17 protein-coding genes and 6 tRNA genes are annotated in these 15,685 nt (G+C 49.0%); 11 read left to right on the top strand and 12 right to left on the bottom strand.

The annotated features are described in order from the left end of the window. Nucleotides 1-413 precede the first annotated feature (413 nt). The 8 genes from INF28_RS06335 to INF28_RS06300 all read right to left on the bottom strand — a co-directional run bounded on the left by INF28_RS06335 (nucleotide 414) and on the right by INF28_RS06300 (nucleotide 2,316). Nucleotides 414-488 (bottom strand) — tRNA-Cys (locus INF28_RS06335). A gap of 56 nt (nucleotides 489-544) precedes the next feature. Next, nucleotides 545-619: transfer RNA gene (locus INF28_RS06330), tRNA-Gly, on the bottom strand. Nucleotides 620-644: 25 nt separating this feature from the next. After that, nucleotides 645-720, bottom strand: a tRNA-Phe gene (locus INF28_RS06325). A 45-nt stretch (nucleotides 721-765) separates the two neighbouring features. Then, a tRNA-Asp gene (locus INF28_RS06320) sits at nucleotides 766-842 on the bottom strand. 9 nt (nucleotides 843-851) lie between these two features. After that, nucleotides 852-927: transfer RNA gene (locus INF28_RS06315), tRNA-Val, on the bottom strand. A gap of 10 nt (nucleotides 928-937) precedes the next feature. Further along, a tRNA-Val gene (locus INF28_RS06310) sits at nucleotides 938-1,013 on the bottom strand. 114 nt (nucleotides 1,014-1,127) lie between these two features. Further along, nucleotides 1,128-2,051: an Hsp33 family molecular chaperone HslO gene (hslO, locus tag INF28_RS06305; RefSeq protein WP_226392619.1), complete on the bottom strand. Its 924-nt coding sequence runs from the start codon at nucleotides 2,049-2,051 to the stop codon at nucleotides 1,128-1,130. Between the two features lie 61 nt (nucleotides 2,052-2,112). Further along, the gene (locus INF28_RS06300) at nucleotides 2,113-2,316 is read right to left on the bottom strand and encodes a cold-shock protein (RefSeq protein WP_226392618.1); all 204 of its coding nucleotides are present in this window, start codon (nucleotides 2,314-2,316) and stop codon (nucleotides 2,113-2,115) included. A gap of 252 nt (nucleotides 2,317-2,568) precedes the next feature. Here INF28_RS06300 and INF28_RS06295 point away from each other — a divergent pair, with 252 nt between their 5' ends. Further along, nucleotides 2,569-3,369, top strand: coding sequence for a gluconate 5-dehydrogenase (locus tag INF28_RS06295; protein ID WP_226392617.1), 801 nt, complete (start codon nucleotides 2,569-2,571; stop codon nucleotides 3,367-3,369). 108 nt (nucleotides 3,370-3,477) lie between these two features. Here the strand turns inward: INF28_RS06295 and INF28_RS06290 are convergent, their stop codons facing one another. Then, on the bottom strand, nucleotides 3,478-4,566 hold the full coding sequence (locus INF28_RS06290) for a sporulation protein (protein ID WP_226392616.1): 1,089 nt from the start codon (nucleotides 4,564-4,566) through the stop codon (nucleotides 3,478-3,480). 115 nt (nucleotides 4,567-4,681) lie between these two features. Between INF28_RS06290 and INF28_RS06285 the strand changes: the two genes are divergently transcribed. The 10 genes from INF28_RS06285 to INF28_RS06240 all read left to right on the top strand — a co-directional run bounded on the left by INF28_RS06285 (nucleotide 4,682) and on the right by INF28_RS06240 (nucleotide 11,445). After that, nucleotides 4,682-5,005 (top strand): YabP/YqfC family sporulation protein, encoded by a 324-nt coding sequence (locus INF28_RS06285; RefSeq protein ID WP_226392615.1) that lies wholly within the window; start codon nucleotides 4,682-4,684, stop codon nucleotides 5,003-5,005. A 13-nt stretch (nucleotides 5,006-5,018) separates the two neighbouring features. Continuing rightward, nucleotides 5,019-6,239: a sporulation protein YqfD gene (gene yqfD / locus INF28_RS06280; RefSeq protein WP_226392614.1), complete on the top strand. Its 1,221-nt coding sequence runs from the start codon at nucleotides 5,019-5,021 to the stop codon at nucleotides 6,237-6,239. A 96-nt stretch (nucleotides 6,240-6,335) separates the two neighbouring features. After that, nucleotides 6,336-7,352: a PhoH family protein gene (locus INF28_RS06275; RefSeq protein ID WP_226392613.1), complete on the top strand. Its 1,017-nt coding sequence runs from the start codon at nucleotides 6,336-6,338 to the stop codon at nucleotides 7,350-7,352. After that, nucleotides 7,349-7,834: an rRNA maturation RNase YbeY gene (ybeY, locus tag INF28_RS06270; RefSeq protein ID WP_226392612.1), complete on the top strand. Its 486-nt coding sequence runs from the start codon at nucleotides 7,349-7,351 to the stop codon at nucleotides 7,832-7,834. Before INF28_RS06275 ends, ybeY begins: the two co-directional genes overlap by 4 nt. After that, entirely contained in the window at nucleotides 7,831-8,301 is a 471-nt protein-coding gene (locus INF28_RS06265) for a diacylglycerol kinase family protein (protein WP_226392625.1), read from the top strand. Before ybeY ends, INF28_RS06265 begins: the two co-directional genes overlap by 4 nt. Further along, nucleotides 8,298-9,182 (top strand): GTPase Era, encoded by an 885-nt coding sequence (era, locus tag INF28_RS06260; RefSeq protein WP_226392611.1) that lies wholly within the window; start codon nucleotides 8,298-8,300, stop codon nucleotides 9,180-9,182. The genes INF28_RS06265 and era overlap by 4 nt, the downstream gene beginning before the upstream one ends. Nucleotides 9,183-9,295: 113 nt before the next feature. Continuing rightward, nucleotides 9,296-9,523, top strand: a complete 228-nt coding sequence (locus tag INF28_RS06255; RefSeq protein WP_226392610.1) for a hypothetical protein — start codon at nucleotides 9,296-9,298, stop codon at nucleotides 9,521-9,523. Next, nucleotides 9,480-10,241: a DNA repair protein RecO gene (gene recO / locus INF28_RS06250; protein WP_226392609.1), complete on the top strand. Its 762-nt coding sequence runs from the start codon at nucleotides 9,480-9,482 to the stop codon at nucleotides 10,239-10,241. The genes INF28_RS06255 and recO overlap by 44 nt, the downstream gene beginning before the upstream one ends. Nucleotides 10,242-10,246: 5 nt before the next feature. Then, on the top strand, nucleotides 10,247-10,936 hold the full coding sequence (locus INF28_RS06245; RefSeq protein WP_226392608.1) for a 4Fe-4S double cluster binding domain-containing protein: 690 nt from the start codon (nucleotides 10,247-10,249) through the stop codon (nucleotides 10,934-10,936). Continuing rightward, nucleotides 10,933-11,445 (top strand): acyl-CoA thioesterase, encoded by a 513-nt coding sequence (locus tag INF28_RS06240; protein ID WP_226392607.1) that lies wholly within the window; start codon nucleotides 10,933-10,935, stop codon nucleotides 11,443-11,445. The genes INF28_RS06245 and INF28_RS06240 overlap by 4 nt, the downstream gene beginning before the upstream one ends. Before the next feature lie 40 nt (nucleotides 11,446-11,485). Here the strand turns inward: INF28_RS06240 and INF28_RS06235 are convergent, their stop codons facing one another. From INF28_RS06235 to INF28_RS06225, 3 genes are all read right to left on the bottom strand, one after another. Further along, the gene (locus INF28_RS06235) at nucleotides 11,486-12,142 is read right to left on the bottom strand and encodes an HAD family hydrolase (protein ID WP_226392606.1); all 657 of its coding nucleotides are present in this window, start codon (nucleotides 12,140-12,142) and stop codon (nucleotides 11,486-11,488) included. Nucleotides 12,143-12,157: 15 nt separating this feature from the next. After that, nucleotides 12,158-13,240 (bottom strand): sporulation integral membrane protein YtvI, encoded by a 1,083-nt coding sequence (gene ytvI, locus INF28_RS06230; RefSeq protein ID WP_226392605.1) that lies wholly within the window; start codon nucleotides 13,238-13,240, stop codon nucleotides 12,158-12,160. Nucleotides 13,241-13,417: 177 nt separating this feature from the next. Then, on the bottom strand, nucleotides 13,418-15,457 hold the full coding sequence (locus INF28_RS06225; RefSeq protein WP_226392624.1) for a subtype A tannase: 2,040 nt from the start codon (nucleotides 15,455-15,457) through the stop codon (nucleotides 13,418-13,420). Nucleotides 15,458-15,685: the final 228 nt, after the last annotated feature.

Genomic DNA, 15,685 nt, shown 5'->3' with positions numbered 1-15,685 from the left:
TTTGTGGGAAAGAGGAGGAGCAGCAGGCGATAAAGCGAAGAAAAAACAGCTCCCGGGATCTTCGGGCGCAGGGCTCCTGAAAAGTGACGGCCGGTGGCCGCACTTTTTGGGAAAAAGGAGGAACGACGGCGCGTGTGACTGATTTTTGTGTAAACAAAAATCGGAACGGAGAAAAAAAGCGCCCGGATTCTTTGGGCGCAAGGCTCCCGCAAAGCCGTTGGCTTTGTGGGAAAGAGGAGGAGCAGCAGGCGATAAAGCGAAGAAAAAACAGCTCCCGGGATCTTCGGGCGCAGGGCTCCTGAAAAGTGACGGCCGGTGGCCGCACTTTTTGGGAAAAAGGAGGAACGACGGCGCGTGTGACTGATTTTTGTGTAAACAAAAATCGGAACGGAGCAAAGTCCGTTCCGACGTGGTGGAGGCGCCACCCAGATTTGAACTGGGGAATAAAGCTTTTGCAGAGCTCTGCCTTACCACTTGGCTATGGCGCCGTATATTTAATTGTATGATAAAAGACGCAAACATATGCGTCTTTTATCATATTTTTTGGAGCGGAAGACGAGATTCGAACTCGCGACGTTCACCTTGGCAAGGTGACGCTCTACCACTGAGCCACTCCCGCACAGTGCTTCTCCAAAAGAGAAGCGTGGTGCCTCCGGGCGGAATCGAACCACCGACACGGGGATTTTCAGTCCCCTGCTCTACCGACTGAGCTACAGAGGCAAGCTACAAAGGAGCGCACATCAAAGCGGTACCCCTTCGTAAAAATGGCGATCCGGATGGGGTTCGAACCCACGACCTCCAGCGTGACAGGCTGGCATTCTAACCAACTGAACTACCGGACCACAACGAACTGGTGGGCACTATAGGGCTCGAACCTATGACCCTCTGCTTGTAAGGCAGATGCTCTCCCAGCTGAGCTAAGCGCCCAAATTTTGTGTGGTGGGCACTATAGGGCTCGAACCTATGACCCTCTGCTTGTAAGGCAGATGCTCTCCCAGCTGAGCTAAGCGCCCCCACTTTTGCCGCCAAGTGAAGCGACAACGCTAACTATTATACTCCCGAAATGTTAAAAAGTCAAAACGAGAATTCAAGATTATACTTGATTATATAGAATTATATATCGGATTTCAACCTTTTTCTCCAGTATACTTTATTTTTCTTTCAATTTTATGTTTGCGGGCTTTTTCATAAAGTGTCTCTAATTCAGTCCGGTTAAAAAGATAAGAAGTCCCGCAAAATTGACAGGTAATTTCTGCTTGGCCTTGTTCCTCGATCATACTGCGGATCTCCTGTTCGCCTAAGGAAAAGATGGCGCGCTCCATGCGTTCCCTGCTGCAGCCACAACGGTAAGCCACCGGATAACTATCCAGAAATTCCATATCAAAGCCCAGCATCACATAAGAAAGAAGCTCCCGGCTGTCCATGCCTTTTTGGAGCAGATCGGTGACACCGTTTAGGCCCTTAATGCTGTTTTCCAGTTTCGAAAGCGTTTTTTCATCACAGCCTGGCATGACCTGAATCAAAAACCCGCCGGCACAGGCGATGGAAAAATCCCGATCCACCAGCACACCCAGGGCAGCGGCGGTGGGAATTTGCTCTGATTGCATAAAGTAATAGGCCAGGTCGTCCCCAATTTCTCCGGTTTGCAAGGGGGTTTGGCCGATATAGGGTTCTTTAAGCCGAAGGTCTCGAATCACGCTGAGGGTGCCGCGTCCCACGGCGGTACCTACATCCAGTTTGCCGTTGGGTTTTAAGGGCAGATCGACGGCAGGATTGGCGGCATAGCCCTTGACTCCGCCGGAAGAATCCGCAACGGCAGCAATCATGCCTAAAGGCCCGTCGCCGCGCACCTGCAGGGTCAAAGTGGCATCCTTTTCCTTCAGGGGATCTGCCATCAAAAGGGCGGCGGTTAGCAGCCGGCCAAGAGCCGCAGAGGCTACCGGCGAGGTCTGATGAAAAAGATGTGCCTGATTGACCGTGTCGGTAGAAACGACAGCGGAGGCTTTTAGAAAGCCGTCTCGGGTAATTGCTTTGGTTAAAATATCGCTCATAAGGGAAATCCTCCGTTTCGTTTATGACATAAAGAAAACCGGCTCGGATGAGCCGGTTTTTTTATGCTTCTACCGGTTTCACATCTACAGCCTGTGGACCTTTGGCGCCGTCCACCACATCAAATTCAACGGCTGCACCTTCTTTCAGTGTCTTATAGCCGTCCATGGCAATGGCGGAGTAATGTACAAATACATCCGGTCCGTCTTCCTGTTCAATAAAGCCGAAGCCTTTTTCTGCGTTAAACCATTTTACTTTTCCTTGCATATAAACCGTACCTCCTGATTTGCCTGTGTTGTAAGGCCTTGTGCGGCAATCGCCGCTAACGTTCAAAGTATAGCACAATGAAACAGTTTTGTCAATGCTCTTTTGTGCATTCTGCACAGTACACAGCAAAAAATGGCTATTTTTGCAGCAGAAAATAGAAATCTTGTTGTAAAATCCCCTAAGGAAAGATTTGACTTTCTAATTTTACTGTGCTATACTATAAATGAGAACGAATGACAGGAGGTTTTTGAAATGGGTATATTAGAGAAGTTTGATCTGACAGGAAAAATTGCCCTGATTACCGGTGCGTCATATGGGATAGGGTATGCCATTGCCAAAGGGATGCACGAGGCAGGGGCGAAGATTGTTTTCTGTGACATCAAACAGGAATTTGTGGATAGAGGTCTTGCCTCCTATGAGCAGGACGGGATTGATGCCAAGGGTTATGTTTGTGACGTGACCAATGAGCAAATGGTTCAGGAACTGGTGAAGAAAATCGAGGCCGAGGTAGGCGTGATCGATATTCTGGTAAACAATGCGGGCATTATCAAGCGGATTCCCATGTGCGACATGACAGCAGAGGAATTTAGACAGGTGGTAGATGTAGACCTGAATGCACCGTTCATTGTTTCTAAGGCAGTGATTCCCAGCATGATCAAGAAGGGTCATGGAAAAATCATAAACATCTGCTCTATGATGAGCGAGCTTGGCAGAGAGACAGTATCTGCATATGCAGCCGCAAAGGGTGGCTTAAAGATGCTGACAAGGAATATCTGCTCCGAGTACGGAGAGTATAATATTCAATGCAACGGAATAGGGCCTGGGTATATTGCAACGCCGCAGACCGCGCCGCTGAGAGAGATCCAGCCGGATGGCAGCAGACATCCCTTTGACCAGTTTATCATTTCCAAGACGCCGGCAGCCCGTTGGGGAGAAGCGTCGGATCTGGCAGGTCCAGCGGTATTTTTGGCATCGGAGGCATCGGATTTTGTCAATGGCCACATTCTGTATGTGGACGGCGGAATCCTGGCTTATATCGGCAAACAGCCGTAATAGGAACGGATCAAACGGATATAAGGAAGAAAATGCGCCCTGCGGGGCGCTTTTTTTGTGGGGAAATTCCTGTTCTGACTGTCTTAGGATGGAGGAGAAGGCAGGGGGTTATTTGTGCTTGTCAAATCGGTCAAAAAGCCAGGCGGCAAGAGCCAGAATGCCTATCGCAATAGCGTACCAGGCAATGCTGACAAGGGCAAAAACGAAAAGTTCTTTGGTGCCGGGAACAGGAACGGGAACGGCAGTTAAGGCAAAAGTGGGTTGGGGAGCAGGAAAGAAATACAGCAGCAGAAAGGTCAGAATAAAACTGAGAATGCCATGGACCAACTTTCCCAGCAGATAAGGCCGCAGAGAAAGGCCGGCGGGCAGGACAATGCCAGCGGTTTGCATCAGAACGGATACACCTGAGAATGATAGAAACATGGCACAAAGGGGCAACAACAAGAGTACGGGCAAAGGCGTGGAGAGCAAGGAGCGGAGGCCGCCGGTAATTTCAAGGCAGGCATAGACGAACTGGCTGCCGGGATAAGAGGGCAAAGCAGCGGCAAAAACGGCAAACAAAACTACAAAGCCGCAGACCTTCAGCATGGTATCTGCAGCATTTCCCACTGCAGTGCCCAGAGCAGCCGCTGCATTTTTAACAGAAGGAGCAGAGGCGGATGCTGGAGGAAGTGCGGGTATGGAAACGTTTTTACCAAGGCGGGAAAAAAGAAGGCCGGTCATCAAGGCGGCAGTGATGTGGGAGAGATAAAGAATCGTGCCCAGATATTGATTGCCCAGCATACCAATACCCACTGCTCCCAACACAAAGAGTGGTCCTGAATTATTGCAGAAAGCAAGTAGACGGTGGGCTTCTGTTTTGGTGCAGTGACCCGAGGTATACAAATCAGCTGCACAGGCGGCGCCCACGGGATAGCCGCTGATGACACCCAGAACAACTGCCAGCGCACCGCAGCCGGGTACGCCAAATAGAGGACGCATCAGCCGGGACAACCGGCGGCTGAGTACATTTGCGGCTCCCAGAGAGATAAACAGGCTGCTGCAGACAAAAAAAGGGAACAGAGAGGGAATGACCACCTCAAGGCAAAGGCGCACGGCATCTTTGGCGGCGGCAGTACAGCCAATGGGATTGATGATCATGGCGGATGCCAGATAGAGTAAACAGAGCAGCAGGGTGGTTTTCCAGAATCGTTCCATGGGATAGACACCGTCCTTTTTAGTATGGTTTTTTGTCCTCTTTTTTAAATCTATTCATGAATGATCAATTTTAAGCATAAAATATGGATAATCAGCGGCTAAGGAGGAAAAACTTATGCGGGAAAGAGAACAAAGGAATCAGGATCAGCAGGAAATACAGAAGCCGGAGCGGCCTACCTTGCGGGAGAGGGCGGCGGATGCCCTTGATATATCCAAGGAAGTATTGCTGGATACGGTGTTGATTACTTGTATCGGGAATCGGGAAATGACGCTTGAAAATTATAAGGGAATTATCGAATATACTGATACCTGCATCCGGGTGAAGGCCAAGCCCAATGCGGTGCGGGTGACGGGAGAAAATTTGGAGCTTAGAAACATCAGCCGAGAGCTGCTTTATATTACTGGGAAAATCAGTGAAATTGGCTTTTGCCGTTCCTGATGGAGGAAATGCCATGAAATTTACTGATATGTTTGCTTATCTGGAAGGGTATGTGACAATACAAGCAGACGGCTATTTTCTGGAACGGTTCTTGAATATCTGTACCCGGCGGGAACTGAATATTTGGAATTTGCAGCGACGTGGGGCAGAACGGCTGACGGCGGATATGAGCCTTGCATCGTTCCGGCAGATCCGGCCGGTCTGCCGCAGAACTCGCACAAAGGTTCGGATTCTCAGCCGGTGTGGAATGCCGTTTCTGTTTCGGCGTTATCGGCGCCGGCGGTTTGCACTCATTGGACTGGCGGCAGTTTTCATTCTGCTTTGGTATACATCGGGACATATTATGGGGATTACAGTTTTTGGAAACAGCCGGATATCCACGGAAACCATTTTGGAGCATTTGGCACGGTCGGGAGTGGAACTGGGGGAATCAACCCACGGACTTGACTCGTCCCGAATCCGGAACCGGATGATGACCGATCTTGATGATCTGGCGTGGATCGGGATCAATGTCAGCGGTTCCCGTGTGTATGTGGAGGTGGTAGAGAGGCTGGAACAGGAACAGGGGGTTGAGATGGATCAGCCCAGCAGCCTGGTGGCCACAAAAGACGGGGAAATTGATTCGGTCGAGGCGAGAAACGGGCAGAATATGGTCAAACCCGGGGATGGTGTTCGGGAAGGAGATGTGCTGGTCAGCGGGATTATGGATAATGAAACCCAGGGATTTCGATATGTACATGCCTATGGCGAGGTGTATGCCAAAACCCGGTACAGCCTGAGCCGGGAATATCCTCTTTCCTACGAGGAGGCGGTAGACACAGGCCGGCAGACCACTCGGTATACGCTGCGGATTTTGGATAAGACTTTTCCGTTGTTTTTGAGCCGCAAACAGCCTTATGCGCTGAGCGCCTGTGACCGTTCGGAGCAGGAGTACCGAACACCGTTAGAGTTTTTGCCGTCGCTGTTTGTAGAAAAGGAGGTGTGGCGGGAGCAGACCAAAGAAAGCAGAAGCCGCACCCCTGCTGAAGCACGGGAAACCGCAGTGGAGGAACTTGACAAAGAGCTAAGTGGTATGATTACCGGCGATACCGAAGTGCTGGAGCGGGAGGTCAGCGATACCTTGACAGAACGTGGAACCCTTGCGGTTACCGTTACATTGGTTTGCAGGGAAAATATTGCCCGCGAGGTGCCAATTGACCCGCCGGAGGAGGAAAATACCAAGGAAACCGAGTGAAAAAGATAAAGATTTATTGGTTTTGCGATTGACAAAATCACGCTGGTGGATTATGATAGAAGCGTTAGAAATCAAAAGATAATTTGAGGTATTTGCATGGAACGAATGATAGAAACAGAAAGCATGGAACTGGTGATGAACCTGTTTGGAAGTTTTGATGCCAATGTGAAATTGATAGAGAAAGAGCTTCAGGTGTCGATTATCAACCGGGGTACGGAGATCAAGGTGACCGGTGAGCCGAACCAGGCAGAAAAGGCCATTTCTGCTATGAACAGCCTAATATCCATGGCAAGGCGAGGGGAAAACATCGGCGAGCAAGAGGTGCGGTATGTCCTGTCTCAAGTGGAGGCAGGCAACCAGGATCAGCTAGAGGAGTTGGGCAAGGACGTCATCTGTATTACAGCCCGGGGTGTTCCAGTCAAGGCAAAGACGCTGGGACAGAAGCAGTATGTGCAGAAAATAGAGGAAAACAGCATTGTGTTCGGTATTGGTCCTGCGGGAACGGGAAAGACCTATTTGGCAGTGGCGGCAGCAGTGGCGGCATTTAAGCGCCGGGAGGTTGACCGGATTATTCTGACCCGGCCTGCTATTGAGGCAGGTGAAAGCCTTGGCTTTCTGCCGGGAGATATGCAGGAGAAGGTGGATCCGTATCTGCGGCCGCTGTACGATGCTTTGGGTGAAATGCTGGGTTTTGAAGTGTTTCAGAAAAATCTGGAACGGGGACTGATTGAGGTGGCTCCTCTTGCCTATATGCGGGGAAGAACGCTGGACAATGCCTTTATAATTTTGGACGAAGCCCAGAATACTACACCGGAGCAGATGAAAATGTTTTTGACCCGGATGGGGTTTTCTTCCCGGATTGCGGTTACCGGGGATATTACCCAGATCGACCTGCCGCGGGACAAGCGTTCCGGACTGAAGGATGCGGAAATTGTTCTGAAGAATGTGGAGGGCATTGCCTTTGTGTATCTGGATGAGCGGGATGTGGTGCGGCACCCGCTGGTACAGCGAATTGTCAAGGCCTATGAGCGTCGGGAAACCGAGCGGGAACGGGCGCAGAAGAACCGGCAGCGCCGGGAAAATGCCCGGTCGGAAAAGGATGGACGACAATGAAAATCAGTTTTTTGAATCAGCAAAAGAAGTATAAGGTAACGGCGGCATTGAAAGCGCTGATACGCCAGGCGGCAGAAACTTCTCTTTCCTATATGGGCTTTGACCGGGAAACGGAGATCAGTGTAGTGCTTACTGACAACGAAGAGATCCGGGTGCTGAATGCCATGCACCGGGGGATTGACCGGGCGACGGATGTGCTGTCCTTTCCTATGTTTGAATATGACGAAAATGGGGAAATTGTGGAAGATTTTGCAGACGAGGACGAGACGGAGCCCCTTTGCCTGGGAGATATTGTCATTTCTCTGGAGCGGGCGGCGGAACAGGCAGAGGAATACGGCCACTCCTTTGAGCGGGAAGTGGGATTTCTTACTGTGCATTCTATGCTACATCTGCTAGGTTATGACCATATGACACCGGAGGAGGAGACAGAGATGTTTTCCTATCAGGAAAAAATACTGGAGGAAATGGGGCTGTGCCGATGAAGCTGGTCAGAAGTTTTTGTTATGCCTTTGGCGGAATTTTTTATTGTATCCGGACGGAACGGAACTTTCGAGTACATTTGACTGCCGCTGTGGGGGTTTTGCTTTTTTCAGTTCTTTACGGACTGGAAAACACAGGATATCCGCCATTGATCTTGACCATTGCACTGGTCATGGCACTGGAGGCGGTCAATACTGGGGTGGAACGTGCAGTGGATTTGGAAACGTCAGACAGCCGACCCCTTGCCAAGGCAGCAAAGGACGCCGCGGCAGCGGCAGTGCTTATCGGGGCGGTTGCGGCTGTGGCTGTGGCGTTTTTTACTTTTTCGGATACGGACAAGCTTCTGGCGGCCTTGCTTCGGCTTCGCTCTGCCGGAGTACTGGCAGGATTTATTGTTTATGCGGCGGCAGGCCTTTGGTTTATTTTCGGTTTTGGCCGCCATACCAAAGAGAAAGGAACAAAAAAATGAAATCGGGATTTATAGCCATTACCGGCCGGCCCAATGCCGGCAAGTCAACTTTGCTCAACCGGATTGTGGGGGAAAAGGTGGCCATTGTGTCTAATAAGCCTCAGACCACTCGTACCAAGATATTGGGAGTTTATACGGAAAAGGATTTACAGGCGGTGCTGATTGATACGCCGGGCATTCACAAGCCCCATAATAAGTTGGGAAAAAGAATGGAAAAGTACATTTACACCGCCACGCAGGACATTGACGCACTGATTTATGTGGTGGATTGCGGCATTCGTCCTGAGGAGACCGAGGTGGAAAAGAAGGCTCTTGCCGGGTTGAAAACTTCGGGTATACCAGTCATCTTGGCTGTAAACAAGATTGACACCAAAGAGCGGCTGCAGCTTCTTCCGGTGCTGGATCGGCTGAAGGACATGTATGATTTTTCTGATATTGTGCCCATTTCGGCCAAAACCGGGGAAAATCTGCCGGAATTGTTTAAAAAAATTAAGGAATGCTTAAAAGAGGGGCCAAAATTCTTTCCGGACGATGTGATCACCGATCAGCCGGAACGGCAGATTGTTTCGGAGTTTATTCGGGAAAAGGCTTTGCGTCTGCTGAATAAGGAAGTTCCTCATGGCATTGCGGTAGAAATTGAGCGAATGAAACAGAGAGAAAATGGGACATATGAAATTTTAGCAGCCATTTACTGCGAAAAACAGAGTCATAAAGGGATTATTATTGGAAAAGGCGGTGAAAAGCTCAAACAGATTGGCCGTCAGGCTCGGGAGGATATTGAGCGGTTTTTGGGTGCAAAGGTTTATCTGGAGCTTTGGGTTCGCGTGAAAGAAGACTGGAGAAATAAGGAAAACTTTATGACCGATATTGGTTTTGAATGATTTTTTTGTCTTAATTGGAAATCATTGACCGATTGTGCACCGCATAGAAAAATCTCCGTATCATATACTAAAGAAAACTTACAGCATGGTTTTCGGCACAGGAGGAGATTGCTATGGGAAAAGAGGATGCATGGAAGGAATTTGAGCGTACCGGCACAATCGGAGCATATATGAAATATCGCAGCGCCGCAAAAGCGGCAAGCGGTGGAAATGATGCAACAGAAAAAAAGGAAAACACACCGCAGGAAGCGGCGCAGAGCGGCCTTCGAGGCGCCGCGGAAGAGAGGAGAATGGGGCTTGGGAATCACAGAAGCCCGGGGGATTATCACCCGGGAGGTTAAGTATGGGGATACCTCCCGAATCCTGACCGTACTCACACAGGAGCTGGGGAAGATATCGGTGCTGGCCGGCGGAGTCAGAACCAATAAGTCTGGTCTTTTGGCGGCCACCCAGCTCTTTTCGTATGTATCTCTGCAGCTGTTTCAGGGGCGGAGTAAAAGTCTTTATAAAATTAACAGCGGTGAGATTCTAGAGGCCTTTTCCCCCATTCGGGAGTCGCTGGAGCGGATGGCCTATGCCGCTTATTTTTGCGATATTGCAAATTATGTGGTGCAGGAAGAAGCGCCCGAACCGGAACAACTTTCTCTTTTGCTCAACAGTTTGTTTATGCTTAGTCAGGATAAGGCGCCGTACGAACAGATTAAGGCGGTATTTACTTTCCGGACGCTTGCCATTGCCGGTTTGCTGCCGGAGCTTTCTATCTGTGGCATTTGCGGCAGGAAGGAAGAAATTTCTTATCTGGATTTGAGGAGTGGCTGTGCTTTGTGCAGTGCGTGCGGGGAGAAAAAGCAAAGCGGTGCGGTACATACGGGCGAGGCGGTTTTGCAGGCGGCGGCTTATATTTCGCTGGCAGAACCCAAGCGGATTTTTTCTTTTCAGCTGCCCGAGCATACCCTTTTGTATTTGAGTGAGTTGGGGGATTGTTGTATCGAGCATTGGCTGGAACACAAATTTCAGACTTTGGATTATCTAAAGCAGATCAAGGCACTGGAGGGATAGGTGATATGACGGAAAACGAAAGACTGCATCGAAAAAAGATCACAGATTTTTTAATTGAGAACGGCGCGGGACAGGTGGGGTTCTGCCATCTTGCGGCGGACAACCCTTTTCATCTTACATATGCGGTGTCTTATACGATTCCTTTATCAGATGTGATTATTGACCAGATTGAAACGGCGCCTACCCATACTTATTTCCATCATTACCGAAGCGTGAATGCATTGATTGACCGGTTGTCCCTGCAGTGTGGACGAATGCTGGAAAGGATGGGGTATCATTACGTGCCTGTGCCGGCATCCCAGTCGGTCAATGGATTGCAGGGAATCTTTTCCCATAAATATGCGGCGGTATCGGCAGGACTTGGAACCGTAGGTAAAAGCGGGTTGTTTCTTTCAAAAGAAAACGGTCCTCGGGTGCGGCTGGGCACCGTGTTGACCGATTGTCCCTTTGAAAATCCAGTGTCGGCGCCGATGGCGTCTCCCTGTAAAAACTGTATGCGGTGCGTCAATGCCTGTCCTGCCATGGCTATTACCGGTATGGAATGGGAACCAGGCGCGCCCCGCGAGGAAATCATAGATGCGCTAGCGTGCAGTCAGTATATGAAACAAAATTTTCAGCAGATTGGCCGGGGTGCGGTCTGCGGTATCTGTATGCGGGTGTGTCCTGCAGGAAGAAAGGACGGAGGAGTGCTATGAAATACGATGATAATGCGAGTTTGGGCGTACCCGCACCGGAGAATGCCAAGCGTACCAGTGATTCTTATACGGAACAGATCCAAATCCTTAACCAGTCCAGCATGAACGGCTATCACCGATTGTTTGGGGGTCAGTTGATGGAGTGGATTGACGTGGTGGCGGCCATTGTGGCAAGGCGGCATTCGGGCTGTAATGTGACTACAGCGGCCATAGATAATTTGCAGTTTTTGGGACCGGCTTATGCTAACGACAGTATTTTGCTGACCGGTAAACTGACCTATGTAGGGCATACCTCTATGGAGGTGTGTGTCAAAACCTATGTGGAACAGCTCAGCGGCAGGCGGAACTTGATTAATACAGCATATGTTCTACTGGTAGCGCTTGATGCGGAGGAAAAACCCGCACCGGTACCGGGACTCATTTTGGAAACCCTGGAAGAACGAATGGAATGGGAAGCAGGGGAGAAACGCCGTGCATTGCGGAAACAGCGGCGGCAGGAACGGTTTTAAAAGAAAAAGCTCCGGGGCTCTGAAAGGCCCGGAGCTTTCTTTATGTACGTTGTTTGAAAAAAGTGAGGACATCAAGAAGAGAATCGCACATCAGGTCGGCAGCGTTTTGCATTTCCGCATCGGGGACAATCATGTCAGGTACCAAAACCGAAAACATTCCCGCCCGGCGCACAGACAATATGCCGTTTTTGGAATCTTCGATACCAGCACAGTGCTCCGGTTTAAGGCCCAGCCGTTTTGCGGCCAGAAGATAAATATCTGGGGCAGGCTTACCGATGGCGGTATCCTCACCGCAAATAATAGAAATAAAATAACCTTCTGTGCCGGAGCGCCGAATCAAAGGCAAAGCCCGCCCTCGGCTGGTGGAAGTGGCCACCGCACAGGTGATGCCTGCTTCTTTTGCATATTGTAAAAGTGGAAGCAGACCCTTTTTTAGAGGGACCCCGTTTTGGTCAATCACCGCATTTTGATAGGCAATCTTGCGCTCTAAATAGGTGTCAAAAGCAAAGTCCGGTCCGAACCGGGAAAAAAGCCTGTCCCGGATCACCCGTCCAGGCAAGCCCATGCATTGAAAAATTTCCTCCTGTGTAAGGGAGAGCCCCAGCGTGTCTAGGGAATGCCGCATGGCGGCGGCGGAAATGATTTCAGTATCAAACATGGTGCCGTCCATGTCAAAAACAAGACCTTGTATTTTCAATGGTTTTCCTCCCGGTTATTTCCAGATGTGAATTTTGCCGGCACGGTGCAGGCAGATAATAATATTCATGGTCACTGGGAACAAAATAGCGCCCAGGACACCAAACCATACAAATCCCAAATAGATACAGATGATGGTCACAATGGGGGGCAGACCCAACTGGTCGCCAACCACCTTTGGTTCGATAAAATGGCGGATGACAGTGACGATCAGATAGAGCAGAATCAAGCCCAAGGCCAGATAGTACCGTTGCTGCAACAGGGCAATGAGGGTCCAAGGAATCAAAATCGTCCCGGTCCCCAAAACGGGCAGGGCGTCAGCAACGGCGATACCAGCGGCAATTCCCAGGGCATTATTGACCCGAAGCGCCAGAAGCCCAACGGACAATTCAATAAAAGTAATTCCCATCAAAATCAGATAAGCGCGGGCATAGCTGGCCAGGGTTTTACCAAGATAGTCTCTTACATCTGTTAAAATGGCCATCCGTTTTTCCGGAATCTGTCGTTTGATAAAGCTTAAAACATTATCATAATCAATGCTGATAAACAGAGAAGATAAAATGGTAAAAATTAAGGAAATCAGCATCAGCGGCAGTTTAGTGGAGGCACCTGCCAGAGCAGAGAGGCCTTTGGCAGACAGCTCTCCCAGCGAGGACTGAATCCCATCCAGCATATCACTGAGTGTTTTGCCTACTTGGTCGGCGATATCAGGTGAGAATCGCTTGGCAAAATCCAGGATATTTTGATTGGCAGTGCCCAGCGCTGGACCAATTTCATTGGTATAAAGAGAAGGGAGGTTCAGACAGAAGTCTTTCAGGCTCTGAAACAGGGCGTTGCCCAAAAGCCACAACAGGAAGCCCAGAAGAGTATAGCCCAATAACACAATGACAAAGGCACAGAATTTTTTATTCATTCGGGTGGCGCCGGAAACAGCCTTGATCAAGGGCCGGAACATCAGGGCAATTAAAAATCCCAGCAAAAACGGCATGATCCAGCTTACTGCGTATTTCAAAAACAGGAACACCAGACACAGGATAATGGCAAAATACACAATGTCAATAATAAATTTTCTGCGTTTTTCAGTTTGATTCAAGTCCATAGTTCACGATCCTTTACAACGTGACATTTCCATATGGCAAATCAGCATAATGGATAAGTTCCATTATATAATATCTTTTCCAAAATAGCAAGAGAAAGACACAAATTTAAAAAAAGAAGAAAAAAACAGAGCTGTCTTAGATGACAGCCCTATAATATTTAAATAAAATGCGGAAAACTATTCTTCACTGGCAAGACAACTGTTAACCCATGCAATAAAGTTGGAATCGGAATCTCCGGAGCGTTCTGCCTGGGTATGGCCCTGCCCCCATACAGTTGCAAAATCAACCTGTAGATCACTGTAGTTTTCAAGCGCCAGTGCCAAGTTTACCTCGGTGGTCAACGCAGTATCGCTTTGATTAATTCCGGTGCGGATGCGCCAGTATTTCGCAACGTTAGAAGTTTGAAAACCATCATAATAGGGGACAAGATAATACATGGGATTATACATATTCATGCGGTATTGTACCGTGTTGCCTAAAAAATCGGTCCGCAGAAGATCGCTTTGATATGCTTCTGCATATTCGGTTCCAGTTAGCAGCTGAGCCATAACGGGATCAAAGTGGGTTCCCTGTCCATCGCCGTAACCAAACAAGATATTTTCTCCTTGTGTTGCGTTTAAGTCATCAAAGGCGCCAACGCTTTTGCCAGCTTTTTTGCAGGTTTTTACAAAATCCTCCACACTGCTAATGGTGGCGGTGTTAGAGTCCGGGTCATAGCTAATCCATGTGATGTCCTGATTCAGACTGTCAATGTACTCCTGGGCGGTCTGATAGGTAACAGAAACCTGTTCTTTATCCTCCGTTTCGTCCCGGACAATGCCATCAATATCTTCAATGCGCGGCATATCCTGTCCGTCATGGGTCATACCGCCAGGTCCTCCCATACCGCGGCTTTGCGGCGTATAGGGGAATTCAGTATCAGATAGGAAATTATTTAAAGACTGTTCGATCTGGTTTTTCAAGTAATCATAATAGCTGCCCGACATATAGATGCCAGTTTCTGATTCTGTCAAAGATAGTACATTGCCATTTTCATCTTTCAGTTCAAGAGCGTTAAGATAATGGGCAAAGGCTTCCGCCATGCCGTCTGAAAGAGCCTGCGTCTGAGAATCCAGATTGGTACGGGTCAGGCCCATATTCCATTCATAGGCTTCGTTTGCATAGTCCAGGCTGGTAATGGGGCACCAGCACATAGAACCGGCTACGGCATCGCTGACACCGCTGACCGCGCCGATGGCTTCAAGATAGGGTGTATAAAGCGCACTGTCACCGGTTGCGCCCATCAGGGCACTTTGTGCGCCGCCCCCGCTCATACCGAAGGTAAAAATACGGTCGGTACTGCCGGGCAGACTGTTTTGTGCATATTGCAGATAACGTACTGCGGCTTTGAGGTCAGTAACGCCGGCCGGCGCACCGGCATCCCGACCCCGGCAGCCTGCACTGACGCAAACAAAGCCTGCTGAAGTATAAGGTGCTGTGCTGGAATCATAACCGGACGGGGGTTTCATGGCGGAGTACCCCGGTGTATTGACCGGAATGACAATCGGAGCGGTTTCGGCCGTGTATCCGCCTAAAGTCCCGTCGGAATCTAGTGTTAAGGTAAAGGTGCCGTCTCCGTTATCCTGTGCATTGACATAGGTACCTGGAATAAAAATGCCAAGCGTTTCATAGCTGCTGTCCGCCGGATTGGCGCAGTAGGAAATTCCTGTCTGCCAATAAACGTCATTTTCTGATTGATAATTCCACTTGGTATTATCAATCAAGGCGGGCAGTGCGGTATCTGTTATAATATTTGCGGTTTGCGTGCTTTCATCCCAGGTAACTTCTGCGCCCAGTGCCTCACAAATGGCACGCAACGGCAGCATGGTGCAGTCTGCAATCAGCTGAGGCGGGGTGTCAAGCGTTATAGTTTGGGTTTCACCATCGTTAGTGATCTGCATCTCTGGACAATTTATGCTGAGAGAAATGGTTTGATTGTTTTTGGTAATGGTAACGCTGTTGCTGCCTTCTTCCCAGAGTACCTCGGCGCCGAGATCTTCAAATATGCTTCGAACCGGAACCAGCGTTCGGTCATTGACTAGTATGGGAGTCTGAGAAAAGGACACAAGATTGCCGTTAAGACTGACATTAATTTCAGGGTTTTCTGCAAAAATTTCAGCAGGAAACAATGTGCTAAAAAGTAAAATTGCGCTTGCTGCAGCAGCATAGAATTCCATTCGTTTCAATTTTATTTCCTCCTTTTTGTTTTTTAGTATAAAAGAAAAACCTTAAATAACTCTTAAATTTTAGATGTTTTCTTAAAATAGTGTGTATTGTTGCGGTTTTTAAAGAAACGGATTGACTTTTCAATTTGTTTTCGGTAGAATAGGCATGAGAAAAAATTTTTTCCTGTTAGAACAGGAAGGCGGAAAAAAACACCGATTATTTTACTTTAAAAATATGGA

This window comes from Ructibacterium gallinarum (assembly GCF_014982785.1).
Classification (GTDB): Bacteria; Bacillota; Clostridia; order Monoglobales; family Monoglobaceae; genus Ructibacterium; species Ructibacterium gallinarum.
This window is presented reverse-complemented; position numbering and strand designations above follow the sequence as displayed.

What these genes read in the sequence shown, in the direction of transcription:
- hslO (WP_226392619.1), bottom strand. Translation starts at nt 2,051, where the DNA reads ATGAGCGATATTTTAACCAAAGCAATTACCCGAGACGGCTTTCTAAAA.
- INF28_RS06300 (WP_226392618.1), bottom strand. Translation starts at nt 2,316, where the DNA reads ATGCAAGGAAAAGTAAAATGGTTTAACGCAGAAAAAGGCTTCGGCTTT.
- INF28_RS06295 (WP_226392617.1), top strand. Translation starts at nt 2,569, where the DNA reads ATGGGTATATTAGAGAAGTTTGATCTGACAGGAAAAATTGCCCTGATT.
- INF28_RS06290 (WP_226392616.1), bottom strand. Translation starts at nt 4,566, where the DNA reads ATGGAACGATTCTGGAAAACCACCCTGCTGCTCTGTTTACTCTATCTG.
- INF28_RS06285 (WP_226392615.1), top strand. Translation starts at nt 4,682, where the DNA reads ATGCGGGAAAGAGAACAAAGGAATCAGGATCAGCAGGAAATACAGAAG.
- yqfD (WP_226392614.1), top strand. Translation starts at nt 5,019, where the DNA reads ATGAAATTTACTGATATGTTTGCTTATCTGGAAGGGTATGTGACAATA.
- INF28_RS06275 (WP_226392613.1), top strand. Translation starts at nt 6,336, where the DNA reads ATGGAACGAATGATAGAAACAGAAAGCATGGAACTGGTGATGAACCTG.
- ybeY (WP_226392612.1), top strand. Translation starts at nt 7,349, where the DNA reads ATGAAAATCAGTTTTTTGAATCAGCAAAAGAAGTATAAGGTAACGGCG.
- INF28_RS06265 (WP_226392625.1), top strand. Translation starts at nt 7,831, where the DNA reads ATGAAGCTGGTCAGAAGTTTTTGTTATGCCTTTGGCGGAATTTTTTAT.
- era (WP_226392611.1), top strand. Translation starts at nt 8,298, where the DNA reads ATGAAATCGGGATTTATAGCCATTACCGGCCGGCCCAATGCCGGCAAG.
- INF28_RS06255 (WP_226392610.1), top strand. Translation starts at nt 9,296, where the DNA reads ATGGGAAAAGAGGATGCATGGAAGGAATTTGAGCGTACCGGCACAATC.
- INF28_RS06245 (WP_226392608.1), top strand. Translation starts at nt 10,247, where the DNA reads ATGACGGAAAACGAAAGACTGCATCGAAAAAAGATCACAGATTTTTTA.
- INF28_RS06240 (WP_226392607.1), top strand. Translation starts at nt 10,933, where the DNA reads ATGAAATACGATGATAATGCGAGTTTGGGCGTACCCGCACCGGAGAAT.
- ytvI (WP_226392605.1), bottom strand. Translation starts at nt 13,240, where the DNA reads ATGGACTTGAATCAAACTGAAAAACGCAGAAAATTTATTATTGACATT.
- INF28_RS06225 (WP_226392624.1), bottom strand. Translation starts at nt 15,457, where the DNA reads ATGGAATTCTATGCTGCTGCAGCAAGCGCAATTTTACTTTTTAGCACA.